Raw genomic sequence first — 22,999 nt, 5'->3', positions numbered from 1 at the left:
GGCTGCTGTTGCGTGATGCATTGACATCCTCCACCTCTCAAATGAGGGGGATTCCAACCCGGTTGGGTTGAGGTTCACGGGCGCTCGAACGGCTTGTGGCCGCTGTCACCCCTCCGGCACCGGCTGTACGCCGGGGGCGGGGGATCCCGCCCTGTCCTGCCGCGACGTTGACTGCTGCGTTGGTGTCCGCGTTGCAGGTGAAGCCGCAGGAGGAACAGACGAACTCGGCTTGGCTCTCGCGCGAGTTCTTGTCGATCCATCCGCAGGCACTGCACCGCAGACTCGTGTACGGGGCGGGGACGTCCTCGACCCGCCCGGGTGCCTTGTGTTCGGTGCGCTGACGCAGGAGGCCCCAGCCCTGGGCGAGGATGGCCCGGTTCAGGCCGGCCTTGGCGGCACGGCCATTCTTGAGGAACGCGCCGGGCTGGTCTGGGTCGGCCTTCGGCTTGGCTCTGGCCGTCATGTTCTTGATGTTGAGCTTCTCGAAGCGCACGAGATCGTAGGTGCGGGCGAGCATGGTGCTTGTCCTCTCGCACCAGTCCTTGCGCCGGTCCGCCTCGCGCGCTTTGAGTTTCGCGACCCTGGCGTACTCGGCGGTCTTCTCCGGGCTGCCCTTCTTCGCCCGTGCCGCCCGTCGCTGGTGCTTGCGAATCCGGGCGCGTTCCTTGACGGTGAGTTGCGGGCAGTTGAGGGTGCGTCCGTCGGACAGAGCGGCGGTGATGGTGACGCCCCGGTCGATGCCGACGACCTCGCCCGTGCCGGGCGCTTTGACCGGGTCGGGGATGACCGCGAACGCGATGTGCCACCGGCCGTTACGGAAGGTGACCCGGAAGGTCTTCGCGTCGGGGAGGCCGGTGCGGGTGAGACGGAATCGGACCCAGCCACAGCCGGGCACCTTGACCTGCGCCCACCGACGGTTGAGCCTCTGCACCACGACCGACCGGCCCATGACCTGCTTGCCGGTTTTCGCGTTGAGCTTGGCGCTGCCGCCCTCGTTGAACTCTGGAACCCGGTCGGTACCGATGACCCGGAAACCTTCGTGCCGGTACTTCTTGCGCCAGGTCGGCTCACCGAAGCCGGAGGTGAACTTGGCGTTCTTGGCCTTCGTGAAATCCTTCAGGGCCTGCTGCTGAACGTCCGCATTCCCGGCACCCAGCCATTCGTTCTCGCGCCGGGCCTCGGTCAGCTGGCGGCACTGCTCGGCGAAACCGGGAGCGGGTTTGCGCCACCTGCGCCAGTGCGAGTGCTGCTCGACCGCCAGGTTCCATACGTACCGGGCGTGCGCGCAATGCAAGAGCATCTGCTCTTCCTGCGCACGCGTCGGGTACATACGGAACTTTGCCATGCCGTCACTGTAACGGCACAATGACGGCATGCTCAAATTCACGCTCCGCGTTCCCGAAGACCTCCACACCCGGCTGGCCGACCAGGCGGCCACCGACCGGCGGTCTCTCAACTCCGAGATGCTGCACCTGCTTGAGGTCGGCCTCAACGCCGTCGCTCCCGAGACGCCGAATCGCCCTGGCGGCGATTCGGCGTCCCCTGCCCCGCTCCGCGGGAAACCGGATTCACCCCCGATCTAAAGGCCGGGGCACCCTCCGGCCTCACGGTGGTGGGCCTCGGTGAGCGCGATCGTGGCGGGCACGGCGGTCGGTACGGCTCTCACCGCCCCACTGACCCTGATCTCCGGCGGGGTGGACTACAGCTTCCTGCTGTCGGGCGCGGTCGGCGGGCTGGTCCACCTCGCGCTGTCTCCGAAGGCGGCCCCGAGGCCGGCCGACACGAGACGACCTCGGAACCGAAATCGGGGCTACAACAAGCCCACTGCGGTCAAGGTAGACACGCACAACGCCATCGCGCCGGCGAAGGCGACGGCTGCCGACGGCAGGGCCGCGCCGAGACTCTCGCCCTCGTTGATCTTCAGCAGAATCGCGACGAGAGCAATCACCAGAGAGAGGAGGAAGGCGACGAGGAGCCAGGCGGCCACGAGCAGGGGCGACGGACTGTTCGCCGCGAAGGCCGAGAAGGTTCCCATCTCACGAAACCTCCAGCCCCGGCAGGAAACTCGCCCCGAACGCCGGTTTCAAATCCGTGAACCACGTCGCATTCTCGTCGTACGCCGCGAAGAACGGCCGGTTGACGAGGGCCGGGTCACGCGCCTGGATGAGGTGCAGCACGAAGACCTTCTCGCCGCCCACCTCGGTGATGCCGTCGACGCAGACCTTGCCGGGCATGGCCGACATGACGGGCCCGCGAACGGTGCGGGCGAGGCCGGAGACGCGGGCGTAGGCGTCGCGGAAGATCTGGTGGCCGCGGGCGAGCGGGACGCCGAAGTAGCCCTGCGGGCCGGTGTCCCGCTCCACGAACTGGTAGTACGGCACCGCTCCCAGCGTGGTCGTCACATCCCACAGCTCGGCCCAGGCCTCGGCGCTGTCGTTGATGCCGGCCACCAGCGGCCCCTGGCAGCGGATCACCGCACCGGTGTCCCGTGCCCGGCGCATCGCCTCGCGCACGATCGGCGGCCGTAGCTCCTGCGGATGCGTGAAGTGGGCCATCAGGGCGAGGTGACGGCCGCTCGCCACCACCTTCTCGAAGAGCCGCAGCAGGTCGTCGGCGTCCCGGTCGGTAGTGAAACGGTACGGCCAGAAGGCCAACGACTTCGTGCCGATGCGGATCGAGCGGATCGACTCGATCTCCAGGAGGGGCTCGACGTAGCGGCGCAGCACCTCCGTGCTCATCACGAGCGGGTCGCCGCCCGTGATCAGGGCGCTGGTGACCTCGGGGTGGGCGCGGAGGTAGGACGTGGTGGCCGCGATGTCGTCGGTGGCGATCCGCAGGTCGGACTCACCGACGAACTGGGGCCAGCGGAAGCAGTACGTGCAGTAGGCGTGGCACGTCTGGCCCTGGCGCGGGAAGATCAGCACCGTCTCGGGGTACTTGTGCTGGAGCCCGGTGAGACGGACGCCCTCGTGCACGGGGACGTTGGCGTCGAGCTGGCCGGAGGGGTGCGGGTTGAGCCGCATCCGGATCTCGTGGGCCGTGCGCAGGACGTCGGCCTTGGGTGCGTCGCCCGCGAGCAGGTCCACCATCTGCTTGAGATCGGGCTCGGGCAACATCCCCGCCTGCGGGAACGTCAGCCGGAAGATCGGGTCGTCGGGTACGGCCGACCAGTCGATCAACTCGTCGACGACATAGGTGTTCGTGCGGAACGGCAGCACCGACGAGACGGCCCTGATAGCGAGCCGCTCGTCGGAGGCAAGGGACACCCGCTGGAGCAGGCCGTCCAGGTCACGGGGCGTGAAGGCGCGAAATCGTGATGGGCTCGTCTGTGGAGCGAGGTGGAGCGCTGAACTCATGTGTGCCGGGGCCTCTATTCCGTGACCAGGACCGGCGGCCGCAACTCGACAAAGGCGGCCGCCGACGCATCGTACTTCTCCGCGAAGTGCTGCATGAGCAGCTCATGCAGAGGACTTTCGTCGTCTACGACGATCAGATCGTGCGCCTCCTGGACGCTCAAGCCGTCGCTGTACGCCGTGAGTTGGTCGAGGCGGTGGCGGGCCATGTACGACACGAGGTCGTGCCCGGCGACGTACAGACAGTCTTCGACGAAGACGAAGCGGCAGCTGAACTCCCGGCGCCCGTCGGTCGCGTCGACCAGGGTCACCGGCAGATGGGTGAACCGTTCCATCGGCTTGCTCTGCTGCCACAGTTCGTCGAACCGCTGCTCGACGAAGGCGCCGAGCGGGGAGCGGACGGCGACTTCGAGCTGGATGCCCTCGCCGGAGAGGCGGCCGACGGTGAGGAAGGAGACCAGGGAGCGTTCGTCCCAGCGGTAGAGCGTCACACCGGGGGAGGTCGAGCAGAGGCGGACTTCCAGGAGCTGGCCGGAGGTGTCGTCGAGGCGGCGGGCGAAGCGGTCCAGGGTGCGCAGGTTGCGCATGATGTCGCGGCGGATGTCGGCACTCTGCTCGCCCAGTTCGCGGCCGCGCAGGATCACGGCGAGGGAGTCGGGGTCCAGGAGCAGGATCTGCACGCGGGCGCCGTGCGCGGTGGCGGCCTTGATGCCGCGGAAGAGGCGCTCGGAGAACTGCGGGCCGAAGAGGTTGGAGAAGGTGTCGAGCACCTTGACGTTCGAGGTGGAGCCGTAGACCTGGGCGCTGAACCACTCGTAGTCGAGCCGGGTGTGCTCGCGGACCCGGCCTTCCTGGGCGCGGGAGATCAGCGGGCCGATCACGAAGACGGTGACGACGACGCCGACGATGTCGGTGCCGAGGTTGAGGGCGAGGTTCTCCTCGTAGTTGTTCATCCCGGCGCTCTGCCACAGCAGCAGCGCGGCGCAGGCGGCGAGGAGCGTGAGCACCGTGAGGCTCTGCGGGCGGCGCGGGGTGCGTAGCGTCCGTGCGAGCCAGCGCAGCCTCGGTATCGGCGACCGACCGTTCACCCACGCCCCCCTTCCCCTGCCGTGTCGGCACACGGGAGGGCGTGCGCGCTCCCCCCGCGGAATCAGTGAATACCCGCGCGGGGGAAGCGATACGCGTCGAACGAACAGGCGTTGTCCGGCCGCCTGTCGGAGAGGGCGATCAGCCCAGCTGGTGCATCCACCCGTGCTTGTCCTCGGCCGTGCCGCGCTGGATGTCCAGCAGCGCCTCGCGCAGCTTGAGGGTGACCGCGCCCGGCTCGCCGCCCGCCTGCTGCCATTCGGCGCTCTCGCGCTTGACCGTGCCGACCGGGGTGATGACGGCGGCCGTACCGCAGGCGAAGACCTCGGTGAGGGTGCCGTTCTCGGAGTCGCGCTGCCACTGGTCGATGGAGACGCGGCCCTCTTCGGTCTCGTAGCCGAGGTCGCCGGCGAGGGTCAGGAGGGAGTCACGGGTGACGCCTTCCAGGATGGAGCCCGTAAGAGACGGGGTGACGATCTTGTCGCCGTACACGAAGTACAGGTTCATGCCGCCGAGTTCCTCGACCCACTTGCGTTCGACCGCGTCGAGGTAGCAGACCTGGGCGCAGCCCTTCTCGGCGGCCTCGGCCTGGGCGAGCAGGGAGGCCGCGTAGTTGCCGCCGGTCTTGGCGTCGCCCATGCCGCCGGGGACGGCGCGGACGTGGTCCTCGGAGACCCAGATGGAGACGGGCTTGACGCCGCCGGGGAAGTAGGCGCCGGCCGGGGAGGCGATGACCATGAAGAGGTACTCGCCCGCGGGCTTCACGCCCAGGCCGACCTCGGTCGCGATCATGAACGGGCGCAGGTAGAGGGACTCCTCGCCGCCGTGCGCCGGGACCCAGGCCTCGTCCTGCTTGACCAGCGCGTCGCAGGCCTCGATGAACGTCTCGACCGGAAGCTCGGGCATGCCCAGGCGGCGGGCGGAGAACTGGAAGCGCCGGGCGTTCTTCTCGGGGCGGAAGGTGGCGACGGAGCCGTCGGGGCCACGGTAGGCCTTGAGGCCCTCGAAGATCTCCTGCGCGTAGTGCAGGACCATGGTGGCCGGGTCGAGGGAGATCGGAGCGTACGGAACGAGCTGGCCGTCGTGCCAGCCGCGGCCCTCGGTCCACTTGATGATCACCATGTGGTCGGTGAAGTGGCGGCCGAACCCGGGGTTGGCCAGGATCGCCTCGCGCTCCGCGTCGGAGAGTGGCGAGGCCGAGGGCTTGAGCTCGATCGTGGGCGTCGTCATGAGTGGTTGTCCTTCACCGGTGTGGGTAGTGACGGGCCGCGCTCACGCCCGTACTGCCAGTGGCCAGTGTTAGGACGTCCGAGCTTTCCCTCATTCCGCGGCTCCGCGTTCGATTATCGCTCGCGGCGGTCCGTGGAAGAAAACGGCGTGAAATGCGACCCAGGGGATGATGGTGACACCCGGCGGGACATAGGAAAAGCCGCCGGGTGCTGATGCGACCCGGCGGCTTCGAAAGAACTCGAGTGGCCTGGGGGTCCCCCCAGGCCTTTCAGGCTCTGGGGGAGGGTCAGCCGGCTACTCGTACGGCGAGCGCGTCGCCGATCTCGGACGTGCTGCGGGCGGGCTTGCCGGTGCGCTCCGCGAGGTCGGCGGCGACGGCGGCCTCGATGCGGGCGGCCTCGGACTCGTAGCCGAGGTGGCGCAGGAGCAGGGCGACGGACAGGACCGTGGCGCTGGGGTCGGCCTTGCCCTGGCCGGCGATGTCCGGGGCCGAGCCGTGCACGGGCTCGAACATCGACGGGAACTCGCCGGAGGGGTTGATGTTCCCGCTCGCGGCGACGCCGATGCCGCCGGAGACGGCCGCGGCGAGGTCGGTGATGATGTCGCCGAAGAGGTTGTCGGTGACGATCACGTCGAAGCGCTCCGGCTGCGTGACCAGGTAGATGGTCGCCGCGTCCACGTGCATGTACTCGGTGGTGACCTCGGGGAACTCCTCGGCCACCTGGTTGAAGATGTTGGTCCACAGGTGACCCGCGAAGGTCAGCACGTTGTTCTTGTGGATCAGCGCGAGCTTCTTGCGCGGGCGGGCCTGGGCACGGGCGAACGCGTCACGGACGACCCGCTCGACACCGAACGCCGTGTTGACGGATACCTCGGTGGCGACCTCGTGCGGCGTGCCCTTGCGGATCGTGCCGCCGTTGCCGGTGTACGGCCCCTCGGTGCCCTCACGGACCACGACGAAGTCGATCTGCGGCTCGCCGGCGAGCGGGGTGGCGACGCCGGGGAGGAGCTTGCTCGGCCGCAGGTTGACGTGGTGGTCGAAGGCGAAGCGGAGTTTGAGCAGGAAGCCGCGCTCCAGGACGCCGGAGGGGACGCTCGGGTCACCGATCGCGCCCAGCAGGATCGCGTCGTGCTGCTTCAGGGCGTCGAGGTCGGCCTCGGTGAGGGTCTCACCGGTGGCGTGGTAGCGCCGGGCGCCGAAGTCGAACTCCTTGGTCTCCAGCTTCACATCCTGCGGAAGGACGGCGGAGAGGACCTTGAGACCTTCGGCCACGACTTCCTGGCCGATGCCGTCACCGGGGATCACTGCGAGATCGATGCTGCGAGACATGCCCAGCACCCTACTCCCCGTCCCATGGGATGACACGGCATGTCCGCGATACGGACGCGGCGACCAGCGACAACGCCAGGCCGTCGACTGCCGTTCACCCCTATGTGTGGCGGCCGTTGGGATCCGCTGGGAACTTCGTCGACATGGAGACGTTCGAGACAGTCGACATGGGGACTCCCGACTTCGGCATTCCGCCGCAGCTCGCGCGCCGCATGAGCATGGCCGAGCAGCACGAGTACCTGCGCACCAAGCTGACCCGGCGCCGCACGCTGGTGACGGCGGGCGCGGTGGCGGGCGGTCTGCTGACCGGCTGCTCGAACGGCACCCCGGCCGGGACCCGGACGACGGCCTCGGCCTCCCCCGCCACCCAGGTGCACGGCTCCGTCGTCACCCCCTTCGGCCGCCATCTCGCCTTCGGCGCCGACCCGAAGACGCAGATGCGGGTCTCCTGGCAGGTGCCGCTCGCGGTGAAGAAGCCGTACCTCCGGGTGGGGCTGAAGCCCGAGGACCTCGGCCGGAAGATAGAGGCGGAGGTGCGCGGCTTGCACACGCCGGGCGTGAAGGGCGTACGGCTGGCGCTTCAGCAGTACTACCTGCACGCGGCGCTGGACGGTCTCACCCCCGGCACGACCTACTACTACGGCGTCGGCCACGACGGTTTCGACCCCGCCTCCGCCGCCCACAGATCGACGATCGGCACCTTCCGCACAGCCCCCGCGCGCTCCGAGAAGTTCGTGTTCACCGCCTTCGGCGACCAGGGCGTCAACCAGGCGGCCGCCGCCAACGACCAGGTGCTGCTGCGCCAGGACCCGGCCTTCCACCTCCACGCCGGCGACATCTGCTACGCGGACGCGAACGGGCGGGGCACGGAGGAGGACTCCTACGACCCCGGGTCCTGGGACCTCTTCGCCAAGCAGAACGAGTCGGTCGCGAAGTCCGTTCCCTGGATGGTGACGACCGGCAACCACGACATGGAGGCCTGGTACTCGCCCGAGGGCTACGGCGGCCAGCTGGCCCGCTGGTCCCTCCCGGACAACGGCTTCGACCCGCGCAAGGCACCGGGCGTGTACGCCTTCACCTACGGCAACGTCGGCTTCGTGGCGCTGGACGCGAACGACGTGTCGTACGAGATCCCCGCCAACCTCGGCTACACGGACGGAAAGCAGACGGCCTGGCTGGACCGGAAGCTGGGTGAGCTGCGGGCGTCCTCGGACGTGGACTTCGTGGTCGTCTTCTTCCACCACTGCGCCTACTCGACCTCGGCACACGCCTCCGACGGCGGGGTGCGCGCCGAGTGGCTGCCGCTGTTCGCGAAGCACGAGGTCGACCTGGTGATCAACGGCCACAACCACGTCTATGAGCGGACCGACGCCATCAAGAACGGCGAGGTCGGCAAGCCGGTACCGATCGGCGCGTCCACGGACCCGAGGCGGGACGGGATCGTGTACGTGACCGCGGGCGGCGGCGGCAAGGACCTCTACGGCTTTCCCGGCGGCGTCGAGGACAGCTACGAGGGGCATGTCCACGACGCCGAGTCACTGCAGACGTACCAGTGGACGAAGTCGCGGCTCACCAAGGCGGAGACGGTGGAGTGGTCGCGGGTGCGCTACAAGGGCTTCTCCTTCCTCTCGGTGGAGGCGGAGAGCGGCAGTGGCACCGAGGCGGCCAGGCTGAAGGTGTCGGCGCTGGCGCAGAGCGGGGAGCGCATCGACTACTTCGAGGTGCGGCGCGGAGCGTAGACCCCGCGCCGCACCCCGTGCGGGTGCGGCTCCCGGCTTGTGTGTTCTACCCGGACTACCGAGGTCTCACTACTGGGGCATCGGTGCCCGGTGCGTGAAGGTCTCAGTGCCCGGTCTCGCCGCCGTTGTCGCGGCGGTCGAGGGCGCGCTGGAGGGCTGCGGCGGCGTTCTTGCGGTCGGACTCGCTCGTGCGGGACACGTGGCGGACTCGGCGGCGGACGGTCGTCTCGGCCATGAAAGATCGACTCCTTCGAAAATCCGTGGAGTACGGAGGGGGGAGAACTGCGAGACGCCGGGTTGGGGCGGGGAGCGGTGGGCCGCAGGGGTTGCCTGCAATGGGCCCGGCTCACGACCGCCATTCGCTTGGTCGAGCGAGACGTTCGGCTCCTACAAAGCTAGGCGAGGACCCCGCGTCTGTCTCCACAATTACTCGGACTTCCTACTATCTGAGACGGTGTGATGGGTCACACGCCGCTGACCTGCACTTTCGCCCTTCCCGGCTTTCTCGGCTTCTCGGCTTCTCGGCCTTCTCAGCGCAGGGCGCCAGCCACCGCCTCCCGGAAGCCCTCCGGATCCTCGACCCACACCATGTGCCCGGCGTCCGGCAGGCTCACCCGGCGGACGTTCGGCAGCGCCCGCTCCAGGGAGTCCACGGCGGAACGTGGCCTGAGGTCCAGCGCCCCGTCGACGATGACGACGGGCACGTCGAGCGCCTCGCAGGCGCTGTACAGCTCCGGCGTGCCCGCAGCCTCGTGCCGTTCGGCGTCGAGGACCCGGTTGCACTCGAAATTGACCTTGAACCAGGGTTCCGCCATCCGCCCCGCGTGCTCCGTGGCCCGCTCGCGGTCCGTGAACTCGGCCGACCACTGCAGGACGGCCATCTCCCGCTCCGACGCCTGGCTCCGGCGCTTACGGTCCGTCAACTTCCGCCAGCGGGCCAGCCGTTCGGGATCCTCGCCGAGCCGGGAGCGAAAGTTGTTCTTGAACGCGCTGTGCCAGTCGGTGTCCGGACCTATCCCGACACCGCTCACATACACCAGCGCGCTCACCCGCTCCGGATGCGCCAGCGCGTAGTCCAACGCCAGCTGTGCGCCCCAGGAATGACCGAGCAGCGCCATCCGCTCCAGCCCGAAGTGCCGCCGTACGGCGTCCAGATCGGCGACGAACAGCTCACGCGTCCACGGCCCCGCACACCGCTCGGAACGTCCGCACCCGCGCTGGTCCCAGCGATGGACGGTCGCCAACTCCCCCAGCTCCCCCGCCACTTCCCCGAACATGTCCCACAGCCCGGGCCCGCCATGGCACAACACCAACGGCTCCCCCTGCCCCTCCCGACTGGCCCACAGCCGCACCCCGTCATCGGTCCGCACATCCACCGCTTCGTTCTGCGTCGAGGTCATGCTCGTAAGTCTGCCTGGGCGACGCACGGAAACCGCCCCCGTTCCGGAGGGGGGGTCCGGAGCGGGGGCGGCGTTTGTGGGTACCGCGCGGGGGTCAGCCCATGTGCGGGTACGTGTAGTCGGTCGGCGGGACCAGGGTTTCCTTGATGGCGCGGGTCAGGGTCCAGCGCATCAGGTTCTGGGGGGCGCCGGCCTTGTCGTTGGTGCCGGAGGCGCGGCCGCCGCCGAAGGGCTGCTGGCCGACCACGGCGCCGGTCGACTTGTCGTTGATGTAGAAGTTGCCGGCCGCGTAGCGCAGCTTCTCCATCGTGTACGCCGCCGCCGCGCGGTCGCCCGAGATGACCGAGCCGGTCAGGGCGTAGGCGGACACCGACTCCATCTGGGTGAGCATCTCGTCGTAGGCGTCGTCCTCGTAGACGTGTACGGCGAGGAAGGGGCCGAAGTACTCGGTGGTGAAGACCTCGTTGGACGGGTCGCTGCACTCGACGACGGTCGGTCGGACGAAGTAGCCGACCGAGTCGTCGTACGAACCGCCCGCGACGATGGTGCAGTTGGGGTCCGACTTGGCGCGGTCGATCGCCGCCTTGTTCTTGGCGAAGGCGCGCTCGTCGATGACCGCGCCGATGAAGTGGGAGAGGTCGGTGACGTCGCCCATGGTCAGGTGGTCGACCTCGGCCGCGAACTCCTCCTTGAAGCCGGAGTTCCAGATCGACGCCGGGATGTACGCCCGGGAGGTCGCGGAGCACTTCTGGCCCTGGTACTCGAAGGAGCCCCGGGTCAGGGCCGTCTTCAGGATCGCCGGGTCGGCGCTCGGGTGGGCGACGACGAAGTCCTTGCCGCCGGTCTCGCCGACCAGACGCGGGTAGGAGCGGTACTTCTCGATGTTGGCGCCGACCGTCTTCCACAGGTACTGGAAGGTCTTCGTCGAACCCGTGAAGTGGATGCCGGCGAGATCGCGGTGCTCAAGGGCGACCTTGGAGACCTCGATGCCGTCGCCGGTGACGAGGTTGATGACGCCCTTGGGGAGACCGGCCTCCTCAAGCAACTGCATGAGGAGTACGGCGGCGTGGGTCTGCGTCGGGCTCGGCTTCCAGACCACGACGTTGCCCATGAGAGCGGGAGCAGTCGGCAGGTTGCCCGCGATCGCCGTGAAGTTGAAAGGCGTGATCGCGTAGACGAAGCCCTCAAGCGGGCGGTGGTCGAGGCGGTTCCAGACGCCCGGGGAGTTGGCCGGGGGCTGCTCGGCGAGCAGGTCACGGGCGTACTTGACGTTGAAGCGCCAGAAGTCGACCAGCTCGCAGGGACAGTCGATCTCGGCCTGCTGGGCGGTCTTCGACTGGCCGAGCATCGTGGAGGCGGCCAGCGTCTCGCGCCAGGGGCCGGCCAGCAGTTCGGCGGCGCGCAGGATGATCGCCGCGCGGTCGTCGAAGGCCATCGCCCGCCAGGCGGGTGCGGCGGCGAGGGCCGCGTCGATCGCGTCCTGGGCGTCCTGCTGGGTGGCGTTGCGGTAAGTGCCGAGCGCCGCCTTGTGGTTGTGCGGCTGCACGACCTGGAAGGCGTCGCCGCCACCGAGCCGCTTCTCGCCGCCGATGGTCATCGGCAGGTCGATCGGGTTCTCGGCCAGCTCCTTGAGCTTGACCTCCAGACGGGCACGCTCGGGCGAGCCGGGGGCGTAGCCGTGCACCGGCTCGTTGACGGGGGTGGGGACCTGGGTCACAGCGTCCATGAGATCCGTAACTCCTTGTACGTGAGCGGGTGTTCGGGTCAGCCCTTGGTGAGGATCGAACGGGCGAAGAAGAGGAGGTTGGCCGGCTTCTCCGCGAGGCGCCGCATGAAGTAGCCGTACCAGTCGGTGCCGTAGGCGGTGTAGACGCGCATGCGGTGACCTTCGGCGGCGAGCCGCAGATGCTCGTCGCTCCTGATCCCGTAGAGCATCTGGAACTCGTACTCGTCGAGCTTGCGGCCCGCGCGCCGGGCGAGTTCCTGGGCGATGGAGATGAGGCGCGGGTCGTGGGACCCGATCATCGGGTACCCGTCGCCGTCCATCAGAGTCCGCAGGATCCGGACGTACGCCTTGTCGATCTCGGATTTCTGCTGGTAGGCGACGTCGGCGGGCTCCTTGTACGCGCCCTTCACGAGCCGTACGCGGCTGCCGCTCGCGGCGAGGCGGCGGGCGTCGGCCTCGGTGCGGAAGAGGTAGGCCTGGATGACGCAGCCGGTCTGCGGGAAGTCCTGCCGCAGCTCCTCGTGGATGGCGAACATCGAGTCGAGGGTGGTGTGGTCCTCGGCGTCCAGGGTGACGGTCGTACCGATGGCGGCGGCGGCCTCGACGACGGGGCGGACGTTGGCGAGGGCGAGGTCGTGGCCGTTTTCGAGCGCCTGGCCGAACATCGACAGCTTCACGGACATCTCGGCGCGGGTGCCCAGCTCCAGCTGCTTCAGCCGGTCGACGAGCTCCAGATACGCGTCCCGGGCGGCGGCGGCCTGCTCGGGCGTGGTGATGTCCTCGCCGACGACGTCCATCGTCAGCTCCAGGCCCTTGTCCGTCAGCTCCCGGACGATCGGGACGATCTCGTCGACGGTCTCGCCGGGGATGAAACGGTCGACGACCTGCTTGGTCACCGGCGCCGCCGAGATCAGACGGCGCATTTTGTCGCTGCGCGAGGCGGCGAGAATCACGGGACCCAGCACGGGGCACCTCCACAAACCAGCAGACAGAACCACCGTGAAACCTAAGGATCCCTCCGATCGTCGACCATCGACAGCTGTCACGCATCCGTGCCACAGATCTCAGACAGATGTATGAAGACCCTCGGAAAATGCGGGAGAATGCCCGAGTGACATCGGAATTCAACGGTGACTACCAGGAGCTGGTGGACGAGATCTCGGAGCTCCTCGGCGCGCCCGCGACCCTGGAGAACCGCGACTTCGAGCTGATCGCGTTCGGTGTCTACGACAGTGAGGGCGACCTCGACCCGTCGGCCCTGGACCCCGTCCGCACCCGCTCGATCCTGACCCGGCGCTCGACGGCGGCGGTCCGGACGTGGTTCGAGGGTTTCGGCATCACGCGGGCGACGGGCCCGGTGCGCATTCCGCCGACCCCGGAGGCGGGCGTGTACCGGGGACGGATCTGTCTGCCCGTACGCCATCGGGGTGTCGTCCTCGGTTACGTCTGGCTGCTCGACGACGATCCCGGGCCGACCGACCACCAGCTGGCCGCCGCGATGGAGGTGACCGGACGGATCGGCGCCCTGCTCGGCGACGAGGCGCAGGCGGGCGCCGACCTCACCCGGGAGCTGCGCGCGGTCCTCACCGCCGAACGCGGCTGGCAGCGGGACATGGCGGTGGCCGCACTGCGCACGGCACTGGGCCCGCGCGGCGACGGCCTGCACACCATGGTGTGCGTCACCCCGTGGCCCTCGGCCGACCCCGACGACGCCCCATCAGCCCGTACGGTCCCGCACGCGACGGCGCTGTGCACGATCCCGTGGGGAGTGGCCGGGCAGAGCCTGGCCATCCTGGTCCGACTGCGCACACCGGAGTCCCGCACCCCGGCACTGACGGCGGCCTCCCGACTCCTGAAGGAAGGCACGGTCCGGGCCGCCGGCATCGGAGACCCCCGGACCGGCCTCACCGAGCTGGGCATCGCCTGGCAGGAGGCCACGGGCGCGGCCCGCGCGGCCCTGGCGGAACCCCGCCTCGGCCCGGTCGCCGAGTGGTCCCACATCGGCCCGTACCGCCTCCTGACCTCCCTACCCCCGGAGGCAGGCCACGACCCGGCCATCGCCCCGCTCCTCTCCCCCACTCAGCATGAACTGGCCCGCACGGCCGAGGCGTACCTCGACTGCGCGGGGCAGGCGGGGCGGACGGCGGCACAGCTGGGGATCCATCGACAGACGCTGTATTACCGGCTGTCGCGGGTCGAGCAGCTGACGGGGCTGGACCTGGACGACGGGGAGGATCGGTTGTTGCTGCACATGGCGTTGAAGGGGGCGCGGCTCTAGCCATGCCCCTGCTGATGATCGACCTCGACAACACCCTGGTCGACCGTGACGCCGCGTTCCGGGCGGCGGCGATCGTATTCCTGGCCGAACACGCGCTGCCTGTGGGCGACTTGGAGTGGCTGACGGACCTCGACGGCAGCGGCTACACACCACGGCAAGACGTGGCCCGCGCCATGTCCGGGTGCTGGCGGTGGACGTCAACGCCGACCACCTCGCCGCCTGGATCCGCGACCCGCACGGCAACCCCGTCGGCGCGCCCCACGCCCTCCCCCTGGAACTGGCCGGGCTGCCCGCCACGACCCGGGATGCCCGGCTGCGTGGGGTCGTCTCGCAGCTCATCCACCTCGCCCACCTGCACGGCTGCGCGGCGCTGGTGATCGAGGACCTGGACTTCACCGACGCGCGTACCACCGGCCGGGAGAAGCTGGGCCGGGGCAGGCGCGGCAAGGCCTTCCGGCGCCTGGTGGCCGGGATCCCGACCGCGAAGTTCCGCGACCGGCTGGCCGGGATGGCCCATCACGCCGGGCTGTCGGTGATCGCGGTGGACCCGGCGTACACCAGCAGGTGGGGCGCCCAGCACTGGCTGAACCCCCTGCAACAACAGACTTCCACCGGCACGACCACCACCGTCACGGGGCATCACGCCGCCGCGGTGGTCGTCGGCAGACGCGGTCTGGGCTGCACGGCCCGGCGCAGGAAAGACGGACCCCGCCAAACCCCCGCCACCACCGCCACACGGCGTGTCGAGGTGGGGGCCGTGCGACCGGAGGATCGCACCGGGCCAGCCGTCCCCACACCGCCGAGTCACCGCACCCCAGGCCGTATGGAGCGGACAGCTCCGGCCAGGACGACGCGCAGCACCACCGGCCGCACGGCCACCGTGGTGCGTCAGACGCGACCGCGCCCACCCGGAAAGCACCCGCCCCACGGCCCCATCACCGTTCGGGGGCCCCGCGTTCCACACCAGCTCATGCTGTTCGGAATGCCCGAATTGGCCGACCCTGGCCAACAAACTTAGGAACGGTACCTGTTCATCTGCCACGACCATGCGGTCGTACGGCACTTCGCGGACCGCGTGCTGGAGATGCGGGACGGGCGGATCAGCTCTTCGTAACGCCCTCGACCACGCGCCGCAGGCCCTCGGTGATGTCGTCCGCCGTGGCGGCGCTCCCGGGGTCGAAGAGCCACTGCACCATCAGGCCGTTGAGCAGGGCCTGGTAGAAGGTGCCGAGGGTCTGGACGGTGCGCTCGTCGAGGGTGGACTCCTCCTGGCCGGTGAACATGGCGACGAGTCCCGAACGGCCCTCGATCTGGGCCGCGGCCATCAGCTTGCGCAGTTCGGGCACCCGGTCCCCCTGCGTGGCGATCTCCATGCTGGCCGCCCATACGGGCCGGGCGTCGTCGATGCCGTCCAGCATCCGGGCCCACACCCCCCGGAACCTCTCCAGCGACCCTCCGGGCTCGACCTCGCGCGCCTCGGCCGAGTCGAACTTCTCGCCCCACTCCTGAATCAGCTCCACGAAGGCCTGCGTGAGCAGCGCGTCCTTCGAGCCGTAGTGGTAGCCGATCGAGGCGAGATTCGTCCCCGACTCCTTGACGATGTCGCGCGCGGTCGTGCGCACGAACCCCTTCTCCACCAAGCACCGCTTGGCGCCTTCGAGTAGATCCTCACGATGTCCCATGCCGGTCAGCCTACTCCCGATCCATACAACCGTCCCATACGCATGACTTATACAATCGTTCTAGACAGATGTGTAAGACGATCGTACAGTCACTGCCATGACGAACTCGACGAGCACGACCACCTCCCCCGGAGCCCGCGCCGGGCGCCGCGAATGGACCGCCCTCGCCGTCCTGATGCTTCCGCTGCTCCTGGTCTCCATGGACGTCTCGGTCCTCTACTTCGCCATCCCGGCGATCAGCGCGGACCTGGAGCCGAGCGGCACTCAGCAGCTGTGGATCTTCGACATCTACGCGTTCGTGCTGGCCGGTCTGCTGATGACGATGGGCTCGCTCGGCGACCGCATCGGCCGCCGCAAGCTCCTCCTGATCGGCGCGACCGCGTTCGGCGCCGCCTCGCTGGTGGCGGCGTACGCCAACAGCGCCGAGACCCTGATCGCGGCCCGCGCGGTCCTCGGCATCGGGGGCGCGACCCTGATGCCGTCGACGATGGCGTTGATCCGCACGATGTTCAGGGACCCCGGTGAGCGTGCGAAGGCGATCGGCCTGTGGTCCGGCGTGATGACGGCCGGCATCGCGCTGGGCTCGGTGATGAGCGGCGTGCTGGTCGAGTACTTCTGGTGGGGCTCGGTCTTCCTGGTCAACCTGCCCGCGATGGCCCTGCTCCTGATCCTCGGCCCGATCCTGCTGCCGGAGTCGAAGGACCCCGCCCCCAGCCGCTTCGACTGGCTGAGCGTCCCCCTGTCGATGGCCGCGGTGCTCCCCGTCATCTACGGCCTCAAGGAGATCACCAACGAGGGCTGGAACGTCCGGTACGTCATCTCGATCACCGTCGGCCTGCTCTTCGCCGCCCTCTTCGTCCACCGCCAGCGCACGGCGGCCTCGCCGATGATCTCCCCGGCCCTGTTCCGCGGACGCGGCTTCGCCCCTGCCGTTGTCCTCAACCTGCTCTCGGTCTTCGGGATGATGGGCTCGGCGTTCTTCACCACGCAGTACCTGCAGTCGGTGCTCGACAAGAGCGCGCTGGAGGCGGCCCTGTGGGCGCTGCTGCCGTCGGTGCCGATCGGGGCGGCGGCGCCGATCGCGACCCAGCTGGTACAGAAGGGCGTCAACCGCGCCCACGTCGTCACCGCGGGCTTCGCGATCGGCGCGAGCGGCTACGCCCTGCTGGCCTTCGCCGGTACGGACTCGATGTGGCTGGTGCTGACGGCGTGCGGGGTCCTCGCCGTCGGGATCGTCACCGTGGTCTCCCAGATCACGGACCTCGCGATGGGCACGGCCCCGGTGGAACGGGCGGGCGCCGCGTCCTCCCTGCTGGAGACGGGCGCCGAGTTCGGCGGCGCCCTGGGTATGGCCGTCCTCGGCTCCATCGGTACGGCGATCTACCGCCACGAGATCCCGAGTTCGGCCCCGGATGTGGCCCGGGAGACGCTGGGCGGGGCGCTGGCGGTCGCCGATCAGTTCCCGGGGCTGGCGACGGCGGCCCGGGAGGCGTTCACCAGCGGGATGCAGGGGGCGGCGATCGCGGGGGCGGTGCTGTTGGCGGGGGCGGCGGTGCTGGCGTCGGTGACGCTGCGGAAGGTTCACCCGCGGATGTGCCCGCACAGCGAAACGCCGGGCGAGCCGAGTTCCCTCAGCCCGTCCGGCGTTTGAGGACGAGGCCGTTCAGGCCGAAGCAGGGGTCTGGGGGCGGCAGCCCCCAGGCACGGTCACCTCGGCCGACGGCAACCTCAGACCAGGTTCACCGAGCGGGCGGAAGTCGCGCCGATCTCCGCCGCCACCTCGGCCAGCACACCCGCGTCCACCGTGTCGTCAACGGTCAGCACGGCCAACGCCTCGCCGCCCGCAACCGCACGAGCGACCTGCATACCGGCGATGTTGATCCCCGCCTCACCGAAGATCCGCCCCACCGTGCCGACAACACCCGGCCGGTCCTCGTACCGGAACACGACCATGTGGTCGGCGAGCGCGAGATCGACGTCGTACTCGCCCACCGCGACGATCTTCTGCAGGTGCTTCGGCCCGGCAAGGGTGCCGGACACCGACACCTCCTCGCCGCTGCTGAGCGTGCCACGCACGGTGACGACGTTGCGGTGGTCGGCCGACTCGGAGCTGGTCGTGAGGCGAACCTCGACGCCACGCTCCTGCGCGAACAGCGGAGCGTTGACGTACGACACGGTCTCGTCGACGACGTCCTCGAACACACCCTTCAGCGCGGACAGCTCCAGCACCTTCACATCGTGCTGGGTGATCTCGCCGTACACCTCGACGTCGAGGCGGACCGCGACCTCACCGGCGAGCGCGGTGAAGATCCGGCCGAGGCGCTCCGCGAGGGGCAGGCCCGGCTTGACGTCCTCGGCGATGACGCCGCCCTGGACGTTCACCGCGTCCGGGACGAGCTCACCGGCGAGCGCGAGGCGCACGGAGCGGGCGACGGCGATGCCGGCCTTCTCCTGGGCCTCGTCGGTGGAGGCGCCGAGGTGCGGGGTGCACACGACCTGGTCGAACTGGAACAGCGGGGAGTCCGTACAGGGCTCCTTCGCGTACACGTCGAGGCCGGCGCCGGCGACGCGGCCTTCCTTGAGCGCCGAGTACAGCGCCTCCTCGTCGACGATCCCGCCGCGCGCGGCGTTGACGATCCGGACGCTCGGCTTGACCTTGTGCAGCGCCTCGTCGCCGATGAGACCGAGGGTCTCGGGCGTCTTGGGCAGGTGCACGGTGATGAAGTCGGAGACCTCCAGGAGCTCGTCGAGCGACAGCACCTTGACGCCCATCTGCGCGGCCCGAGCAGGCTGGACGTAGGGGTCGTAGGCGACGACCTTCATGCCGAACGCCGACATGCGCTGCGCGACGAGCGCGCCGATGCGCCCGAGGCCCACGACGCCCAGCGTCTTCTCGGCGAGCTCGACGCCCGTGTACTTGCTGCGCTTCCACTCGCCGTTCTTCAGCGCGGTGTTGGCCTGCGGGATGTAGCGCGCGGTGGCCAGCAGCAGACCGCAGGCCAGCTCGGCGGCGGTCACGATGTTGGAGGTGGGGGCGTTGACGACCATCACGCCGGCCTTGGTGGCGGCGGAGACGTCGACGTTGTCCAGGCCGACGCCGGCTCGTGCGACGACCTTCAGTTTGTGCGCGGCGGCGACTGCCTCGGCGTCGACCTTGGTGGCCGAGCGGATCAGGATCGCGTCCACGTCGGCGATGGCGGAGAGCAGTTCGGCTCGGTCGGCGCCGTTGCAGTGCCGGATCTCGAAGTCCGGGCCAAGTGCGTCGACGGTCGCGGGTGACAGCTCTTCGGCGATGAGTACGACAGGGTTCGAGCTCACGTGAGTCCTCACAAGTCCAATGCGTGCGGACGGCCGTCCCGACGGCCGCAAGCGGTGGAGTGCTAGCCGCGTGGAAGACGCACGACGCTGTGGGCCTGACGCGTATGTAGTACGGCAGTGTAGTGGCGCAGCGAAGGGCGTCTTACGCCTCTACGGAAGGATCACCCGGACGTGGATGTCCACGGTGGCCAACAGCGAAATCAGCCCCGCGACGGCGCGCCGGAATGGCGGCACCGTCGCGGAGCGCTCGGCTTACGCCTCGTCGTCGTTGACCCACGACATGAGCTTGCGGAGCTCCTTGCCGGTGGTCTCCAGCAGGCTCTTCTCGTCCTGCGACTTGTACTCGTTGTACCGCTTCAGGCCGCCGTGGTACTCGGCCATCCACTCACGGGCGAAGGTGCCGTCCTGGATCTCGGCGAGGACCTTCTTCATCTCGGCCTTGGTGGCGTCCGTGATGATCCGCGGGCCGGTGACGTAGTCGCCCCACTCGGCGGTCTCGGAGACCGACCAGCGCATCTTCTCCAGGCCGCCCTCGTACATGAGGTCGACGATCAGCTTCAGCTCGTGGAGGCACTCGAAGTACGCGATCTCCGGCTGGTAGCCGGCCTCGGTCAGCGTCTCGAAGCCCGCCTTGACCAGCGCCGCGGTGCCACCGCAGAGGACGGCCTGCTCACCGAACAGGTCGGTCTCGGTCTCCTCGGTGAAGGTCGTCTTGATGACGCCGGCGCGGGTGCCACCGATGCCCTTGGCGTACGACAGCGCGAGCGCGAAGGCGTTGCCGGTCGCGTCCTGCTCGACGGCCGCGATACACGGAACGCCGCGGCCCTCCTCGTACTGGCGGCGGACGAGGTGGCCCGGGCCCTTGGGGGCGACCATGCAGACGTCGATGCCGGCCGGGGGCTTGATGAAGTCGAAGCGGATGTTCAGGCCGTGGCCGAAGAACAGCGCGTCGCCGTCGTTGAGGTTGTCCTTGATGGACTCCTCGTAGACCTGGGCCTGGATCGGGTCCGGGACGAGGATCATGATGACGTTGGCCTCGGCGGCGGCCTCGGCGGGGGTCACCACGCGCAGGCCCTGCTCCTCGGCCTTCGCCTTGGACTTGGAGCCCTCGTGCAGACCGACCCGGACGTCGACGCCCGAGTCACGGAGCGACAGCGCGTGGGCGTGGCCCTGGCTGCCGTAACCGATGACCGCGACCTTGCGGCCCTGGATGATGGACAGGTCGGCGTCAGCGTCGTAGAACAGCTCGGCCACTTTGGGTTCTCTCCTTGTGTGCAGGTGTTGCGTACCACCGTATGACGGCGGGCGGAAATAAAGTTTCGGGGTCTCGGAATACGGGCGGCCGGTGTCACCCGGCCGCCCGAATCCGTCGTTATGCCGACCGGTCGAGGGCCCGCAGCGAGCGGTCCGTGATGGAGCGGGCGCCGCGGCCGATGGCGATCGTGCCGGACTGGACGAGCTCCTTGATGCCGTAAGGCTCCAGCATCTTGAGCATCGCGGACAGCTTGTCGGTGCTGCCGGTGGCCTCGATGGTGACGGCCTCCGGGGAGACGTCGACGGTCTTGGCGCGGAACAGCTGGACGATCTCGACGATCTGGGAGCGCGTCTCGTTGTCGGCGCGCACCTTCACCAGAACGAGTTCACGCTGAACGGCCGAGCCGGGTTCCAGTTCGACGATCTTCAGCACGTTGACGAGCTTGTTGAGCTGCTTCGTCACCTGCTCCAGCGGCAGCTCCTCGACCACGGTCACCACGATCGTGATGCGCGAGATCTCGGGGTGCTCGGTGACACCGACGGCGAGCGAGTCGATGTTGAAGCCGCGCCGGGAGAACAGGGCGGCGATCCGGGCGAGGATGCCCGGGGTGTTCTCCACCAGGACGGAGAGCGTGTGCTTGGACATGATCTTTTACGTCTCTCTCGCTCAGTCGTCTTCGTTGTCGCCGAAGTCGGGGCGGACGTCCCGGGCGGCCATGATCTCGTCGTTGGAGGTGCCGGCGGCGACCATCGGCCACACCATGGCGTCCTCGTGGACGATGAAGTCGATCACGACCGGGCGGTCGTTGATCGAGTTCGCCTCTTCGATGACCTTGTCGAGGTCGTCCGGGGACTCGCAGCGGATCGCGTAGCAGCCCATGGCCTCCGACAGCTTCACGAAGTCGGGGACGCGGGTGCCGGCGCTCGGCTCCTTGCCGGTGGCCTCGGGGCCGGAGTGCAGCACGGTGTTGGAGTACCGCTGGTTGTAGAAGAGGGTCTGCCACTGGCGGACCATCCCGAGGGCGCCGTTGTTGATGATGGCGACCTTGATCGGGATGTTGTTCAGGGCGCAGGTGGTGAGTTCCTGGTTGGTCATCTGGAAGCAGCCGTCGCCGTCGATCGCCCAGACCGTCCGGTCCGGGGCTCCGGCCTTGGCACCCATCGCGGCCGGCACCGCGTAGCCCATGGTGCCCGCGCCGCCCGAGTTCAGCCAGGTCGCCGGCTTCTCGTACCGGACGTAGTGCGCGGCCCACATCTGGTGCTGGCCGACGCCCGCGGCGAAGATCGTGCCCTCGGGCGCGAGCTGGCCGATGCGCTCGATGACCTGCTGGGGCGAGAGCGAGCCGTTCTCGGGCAGGTCGTAGCCCAGCGGGTAGGTCTCGCGCCAGCGGTTGAGGTCCTTCCACCAGGCGCTGTAGTCGCCCGTGTTGCCCTCGCTGTGCTCCTTCTGCACGGCCTGGACCAGGTCGGCGATGACCTCGCGGGCGTCACCGACGATCGGCACGTCGGCGGCGCGGTTCTTGCCGATCTCGGCCGGGTCGATGTCGGCGTGGACGATCTTGGCGTGCGGGGCGAAGCTGTCCAGCTTGCCGGTGACGCGGTCGTCGAAGCGGGCTCCGAGGGCGACGATCAGGTCGGCCTTCTGCAGCGCGGTGACGGCGGTGACCGCACCGTGCATGCCCGGCATTCCCACGTGCAGCTCGTGACTGTCGGGGAATGCGCCGAGCGCCATCAGGGTGGTGGTGACGGGCGCTCCGGTGAGTTCGGCGAGGACCTTCAGCTCGGCGGTGGCCTGGGCCTTGAGGACGCCGCCGCCGACGTAGAGGACCGGCCGCTTGGCGGCGGTGATCAGCTTGGCGGCCTCGCGGATCTGCTTGGCGTGCGGCTTGGTCACCGGGCGGTAGCCGGGCAGGTCCATGACCGGCGGCCAGGAGAAGGTCGTCTTCGCCTGGAGGGCGTCCTTGGCGATGTCGACCAGGACCGGGCCCGGGCGGCCGGTGGAGGCGATGTGGAACGCCTGCGCGATCACCCGCGGGATGTCCTCGGCCTTGGTGACGAGGAAGTTGTGCTTGGTGATCGGCATCGTGATGCCGACGATGTCCGCCTCCTGGAAGGCGTCCGTGCCGATCGCCTTCGACGCGACCTGCCCGGTGATCGCCACGAGCGGCACCGAGTCCATGTGCGCGTCGGCGATCGGGGTCACCAGGTTGGTGGCGCCGGGGCCCGAAGTCGCCATGCAGACACCGACCTTGCCGGTGGCCTGCGCGTAACCGGTGGCCGCGTGGCCGGCTCCCTGCTCGTGCCGGACCAGGACGTGACGGACCCTCGTCGAGTCCATCAGCGGGTCGTACGCGGGAAGGATCGCACCGCCGGGAATGCCGAATACCGTCTCGGCCCCGACCTCCTCGAGAGAACGGATGAGGGACTGCGCACCCGTGACGTGCTCGGGGGCGGACTGCTGTCCTCCGGATCGGGGCCGCGGCTGCGGGTGATGGGCCCCGGTGGCCTGCTCGGTCATCGTCAGTCTCTTCTCGATGCTGAGGGTTTTTGCGAAGTTCGTGCGGTGTACGGCTTTTGTACGACAGGTACCTGTGCAACAAAAA

Annotated in this window: 20 protein-coding genes; 5 read left to right on the top strand and 15 right to left on the bottom strand. The window is 69.0% G+C overall.

The features are described 5' to 3' along the window. Nucleotides 1–37 precede the first annotated feature (37 nt). Nucleotides 38–1,345 carry an RNA-guided endonuclease InsQ/TnpB family protein gene (locus AC5DRG_RS37075; protein WP_491804055.1) on the bottom strand — a complete coding sequence of 436 codons (1,308 nt, stop codon included), beginning with the start codon at nucleotides 1,343–1,345 and terminating at the stop codon, nucleotides 38–40. Between the two features lie 28 nt (nucleotides 1,346–1,373). On the opposite strand from AC5DRG_RS37075, the gene AC5DRG_RS37070 reads away from it, so the two are divergent. Next, nucleotides 1,374–1,583: an Arc family DNA-binding protein gene (locus AC5DRG_RS37070; RefSeq protein ID WP_491804054.1), complete on the top strand. Its 210-nt coding sequence runs from the start codon at nucleotides 1,374–1,376 to the stop codon at nucleotides 1,581–1,583. Between the two features lie 227 nt (nucleotides 1,584–1,810). On the opposite strand, the gene AC5DRG_RS37065 is transcribed toward AC5DRG_RS37070, so the two are convergent. The 5 genes from AC5DRG_RS37065 to AC5DRG_RS37045 form a co-directional block, all read right to left on the bottom strand. After that, on the bottom strand, nucleotides 1,811–2,035 hold the full coding sequence (locus tag AC5DRG_RS37065) for a hypothetical protein (protein WP_491804053.1): 225 nt from the start codon (nucleotides 2,033–2,035) through the stop codon (nucleotides 1,811–1,813). Nucleotide 2,036: 1 nt separating this feature from the next. Further along, complete coding sequence (locus AC5DRG_RS37060; protein WP_491804051.1) at nucleotides 2,037–3,356, bottom strand: KamA family radical SAM protein; 1,320 nt, start codon at nucleotides 3,354–3,356, stop codon at nucleotides 2,037–2,039. Nucleotides 3,357–3,370: 14 nt separating this feature from the next. Then, nucleotides 3,371–4,441 carry a hypothetical protein gene (locus tag AC5DRG_RS37055; protein ID WP_491804049.1) on the bottom strand — a complete coding sequence of 357 codons (1,071 nt, stop codon included), beginning with the start codon at nucleotides 4,439–4,441 and terminating at the stop codon, nucleotides 3,371–3,373. Between the two features lie 139 nt (nucleotides 4,442–4,580). Further along, complete coding sequence (locus AC5DRG_RS37050; RefSeq protein WP_491804048.1) at nucleotides 4,581–5,669, bottom strand: branched-chain amino acid aminotransferase; 1,089 nt, start codon at nucleotides 5,667–5,669, stop codon at nucleotides 4,581–4,583. 286 nt (nucleotides 5,670–5,955) lie between these two features. After that, nucleotides 5,956–6,999, bottom strand: coding sequence for a 3-isopropylmalate dehydrogenase (locus tag AC5DRG_RS37045; protein WP_491804047.1), 1,044 nt, complete (start codon nucleotides 6,997–6,999; stop codon nucleotides 5,956–5,958). Between the two features lie 167 nt (nucleotides 7,000–7,166). Between AC5DRG_RS37045 and AC5DRG_RS37040 the strand changes: the two genes are divergently transcribed. Beyond that, nucleotides 7,167–8,738, top strand: coding sequence for a purple acid phosphatase family protein (locus AC5DRG_RS37040; RefSeq protein ID WP_491813258.1), 1,572 nt, complete (start codon nucleotides 7,167–7,169; stop codon nucleotides 8,736–8,738). A gap of 103 nt (nucleotides 8,739–8,841) precedes the next feature. Here AC5DRG_RS37040 and AC5DRG_RS37035 read toward each other — a convergent pair whose 3' ends face one another. From AC5DRG_RS37035 to AC5DRG_RS37020, 4 genes are all read right to left on the bottom strand, one after another. Next, a complete protein-coding gene (locus AC5DRG_RS37035; RefSeq protein ID WP_015493350.1) occupies nucleotides 8,842–8,973 on the bottom strand; it encodes a hypothetical protein in 132 nt (43 codons plus the stop codon). Between the two features lie 295 nt (nucleotides 8,974–9,268). Then, the gene (locus AC5DRG_RS37030) at nucleotides 9,269–10,138 is read right to left on the bottom strand and encodes an alpha/beta fold hydrolase (protein WP_491804045.1); all 870 of its coding nucleotides are present in this window, start codon (nucleotides 10,136–10,138) and stop codon (nucleotides 9,269–9,271) included. A gap of 94 nt (nucleotides 10,139–10,232) precedes the next feature. Next, nucleotides 10,233–11,864, bottom strand: a complete 1,632-nt coding sequence (gene pruA, locus AC5DRG_RS37025) for an L-glutamate gamma-semialdehyde dehydrogenase (RefSeq protein ID WP_491804043.1) — start codon at nucleotides 11,862–11,864, stop codon at nucleotides 10,233–10,235. Nucleotides 11,865–11,902: 38 nt separating this feature from the next. Beyond that, nucleotides 11,903–12,829 (bottom strand): proline dehydrogenase family protein, encoded by a 927-nt coding sequence (locus AC5DRG_RS37020; protein ID WP_491804042.1) that lies wholly within the window; start codon nucleotides 12,827–12,829, stop codon nucleotides 11,903–11,905. Between the two features lie 128 nt (nucleotides 12,830–12,957). Between AC5DRG_RS37020 and AC5DRG_RS37015 the strand changes: the two genes are divergently transcribed. Next, a complete protein-coding gene (locus tag AC5DRG_RS37015; RefSeq protein WP_491804041.1) occupies nucleotides 12,958–14,142 on the top strand; it encodes a PucR family transcriptional regulator in 1,185 nt (394 codons plus the stop codon). A gap of 181 nt (nucleotides 14,143–14,323) precedes the next feature. Further along, the gene (locus AC5DRG_RS37010; RefSeq protein WP_491804040.1) at nucleotides 14,324–15,160 is read left to right on the top strand and encodes a transposase family protein; all 837 of its coding nucleotides are present in this window, start codon (nucleotides 14,324–14,326) and stop codon (nucleotides 15,158–15,160) included. Between the two features lie 82 nt (nucleotides 15,161–15,242). Here AC5DRG_RS37010 and AC5DRG_RS37005 read toward each other — a convergent pair whose 3' ends face one another. Further along, the gene (locus AC5DRG_RS37005) at nucleotides 15,243–15,824 is read right to left on the bottom strand and encodes a TetR/AcrR family transcriptional regulator (protein WP_491804039.1); all 582 of its coding nucleotides are present in this window, start codon (nucleotides 15,822–15,824) and stop codon (nucleotides 15,243–15,245) included. Nucleotides 15,825–15,921: 97 nt separating this feature from the next. On the opposite strand from AC5DRG_RS37005, the gene AC5DRG_RS37000 reads away from it, so the two are divergent. Continuing rightward, a complete protein-coding gene (locus AC5DRG_RS37000) occupies nucleotides 15,922–17,475 on the top strand; it encodes an MFS transporter (RefSeq protein WP_491804038.1) in 1,554 nt (517 codons plus the stop codon). A gap of 77 nt (nucleotides 17,476–17,552) precedes the next feature. Here AC5DRG_RS37000 and serA read toward each other — a convergent pair whose 3' ends face one another. The 4 genes from serA to AC5DRG_RS36980 form a co-directional block, all read right to left on the bottom strand. After that, nucleotides 17,553–19,142 carry a phosphoglycerate dehydrogenase gene (gene serA / locus AC5DRG_RS36995; RefSeq protein WP_491804037.1) on the bottom strand — a complete coding sequence of 530 codons (1,590 nt, stop codon included), beginning with the start codon at nucleotides 19,140–19,142 and terminating at the stop codon, nucleotides 17,553–17,555. A 252-nt stretch (nucleotides 19,143–19,394) separates the two neighbouring features. After that, on the bottom strand, nucleotides 19,395–20,396 hold the full coding sequence (gene ilvC / locus AC5DRG_RS36990; protein ID WP_491804036.1) for a ketol-acid reductoisomerase: 1,002 nt from the start codon (nucleotides 20,394–20,396) through the stop codon (nucleotides 19,395–19,397). Nucleotides 20,397–20,514: 118 nt separating this feature from the next. Then, nucleotides 20,515–21,042 carry an acetolactate synthase small subunit gene (ilvN, locus tag AC5DRG_RS36985; RefSeq protein ID WP_491804035.1) on the bottom strand — a complete coding sequence of 176 codons (528 nt, stop codon included), beginning with the start codon at nucleotides 21,040–21,042 and terminating at the stop codon, nucleotides 20,515–20,517. A 21-nt stretch (nucleotides 21,043–21,063) separates the two neighbouring features. After that, entirely contained in the window at nucleotides 21,064–22,914 is a 1,851-nt protein-coding gene (locus AC5DRG_RS36980) for an acetolactate synthase large subunit (RefSeq protein ID WP_491804033.1), read from the bottom strand. Nucleotides 22,915–22,999 lie beyond the last annotated feature (85 nt).

Source organism: Streptomyces sp. JLBG701 (assembly GCF_058544905.1).
Note: the sequence above shows the minus strand (reverse complement) of the source record. Positions and strands in the feature narration are given on the sequence as shown.

Excerpts from the sequence above, each read along its gene's own strand:
- AC5DRG_RS37075 (WP_491804055.1), bottom strand. The coding sequence starts at position 1,345 with ATGGCAAAGTTCCGTATGTACCCGACGCGTGCGCAGGAAGAGCAGATG.
- AC5DRG_RS37070 (WP_491804054.1), top strand. The coding sequence starts at position 1,374 with ATGCTCAAATTCACGCTCCGCGTTCCCGAAGACCTCCACACCCGGCTG.
- AC5DRG_RS37065 (WP_491804053.1), bottom strand. The coding sequence starts at position 2,035 with ATGGGAACCTTCTCGGCCTTCGCGGCGAACAGTCCGTCGCCCCTGCTC.
- AC5DRG_RS37060 (WP_491804051.1), bottom strand. The coding sequence starts at position 3,356 with ATGAGTTCAGCGCTCCACCTCGCTCCACAGACGAGCCCATCACGATTT.
- AC5DRG_RS37050 (WP_491804048.1), bottom strand. The coding sequence starts at position 5,669 with ATGACGACGCCCACGATCGAGCTCAAGCCCTCGGCCTCGCCACTCTCC.
- AC5DRG_RS37045 (WP_491804047.1), bottom strand. The coding sequence starts at position 6,999 with ATGTCTCGCAGCATCGATCTCGCAGTGATCCCCGGTGACGGCATCGGC.
- AC5DRG_RS37040 (WP_491813258.1), top strand. The coding sequence starts at position 7,167 with ATGGGGACTCCCGACTTCGGCATTCCGCCGCAGCTCGCGCGCCGCATG.
- AC5DRG_RS37035 (WP_015493350.1), bottom strand. The coding sequence starts at position 8,973 with ATGGCCGAGACGACCGTCCGCCGCCGAGTCCGCCACGTGTCCCGCACG.
- AC5DRG_RS37030 (WP_491804045.1), bottom strand. The coding sequence starts at position 10,138 with ATGACCTCGACGCAGAACGAAGCGGTGGATGTGCGGACCGATGACGGG.
- pruA (WP_491804043.1), bottom strand. The coding sequence starts at position 11,864 with ATGGACGCTGTGACCCAGGTCCCCACCCCCGTCAACGAGCCGGTGCAC.
- AC5DRG_RS37015 (WP_491804041.1), top strand. The coding sequence starts at position 12,958 with ATGCGGGAGAATGCCCGAGTGACATCGGAATTCAACGGTGACTACCAG.
- AC5DRG_RS37005 (WP_491804039.1), bottom strand. The coding sequence starts at position 15,824 with ATGGGACATCGTGAGGATCTACTCGAAGGCGCCAAGCGGTGCTTGGTG.
- AC5DRG_RS37000 (WP_491804038.1), top strand. The coding sequence starts at position 15,922 with ATGACGAACTCGACGAGCACGACCACCTCCCCCGGAGCCCGCGCCGGG.
- ilvN (WP_491804035.1), bottom strand. The coding sequence starts at position 21,042 with ATGTCCAAGCACACGCTCTCCGTCCTGGTGGAGAACACCCCGGGCATC.
- AC5DRG_RS36980 (WP_491804033.1), bottom strand. The coding sequence starts at position 22,914 with ATGACCGAGCAGGCCACCGGGGCCCATCACCCGCAGCCGCGGCCCCGA.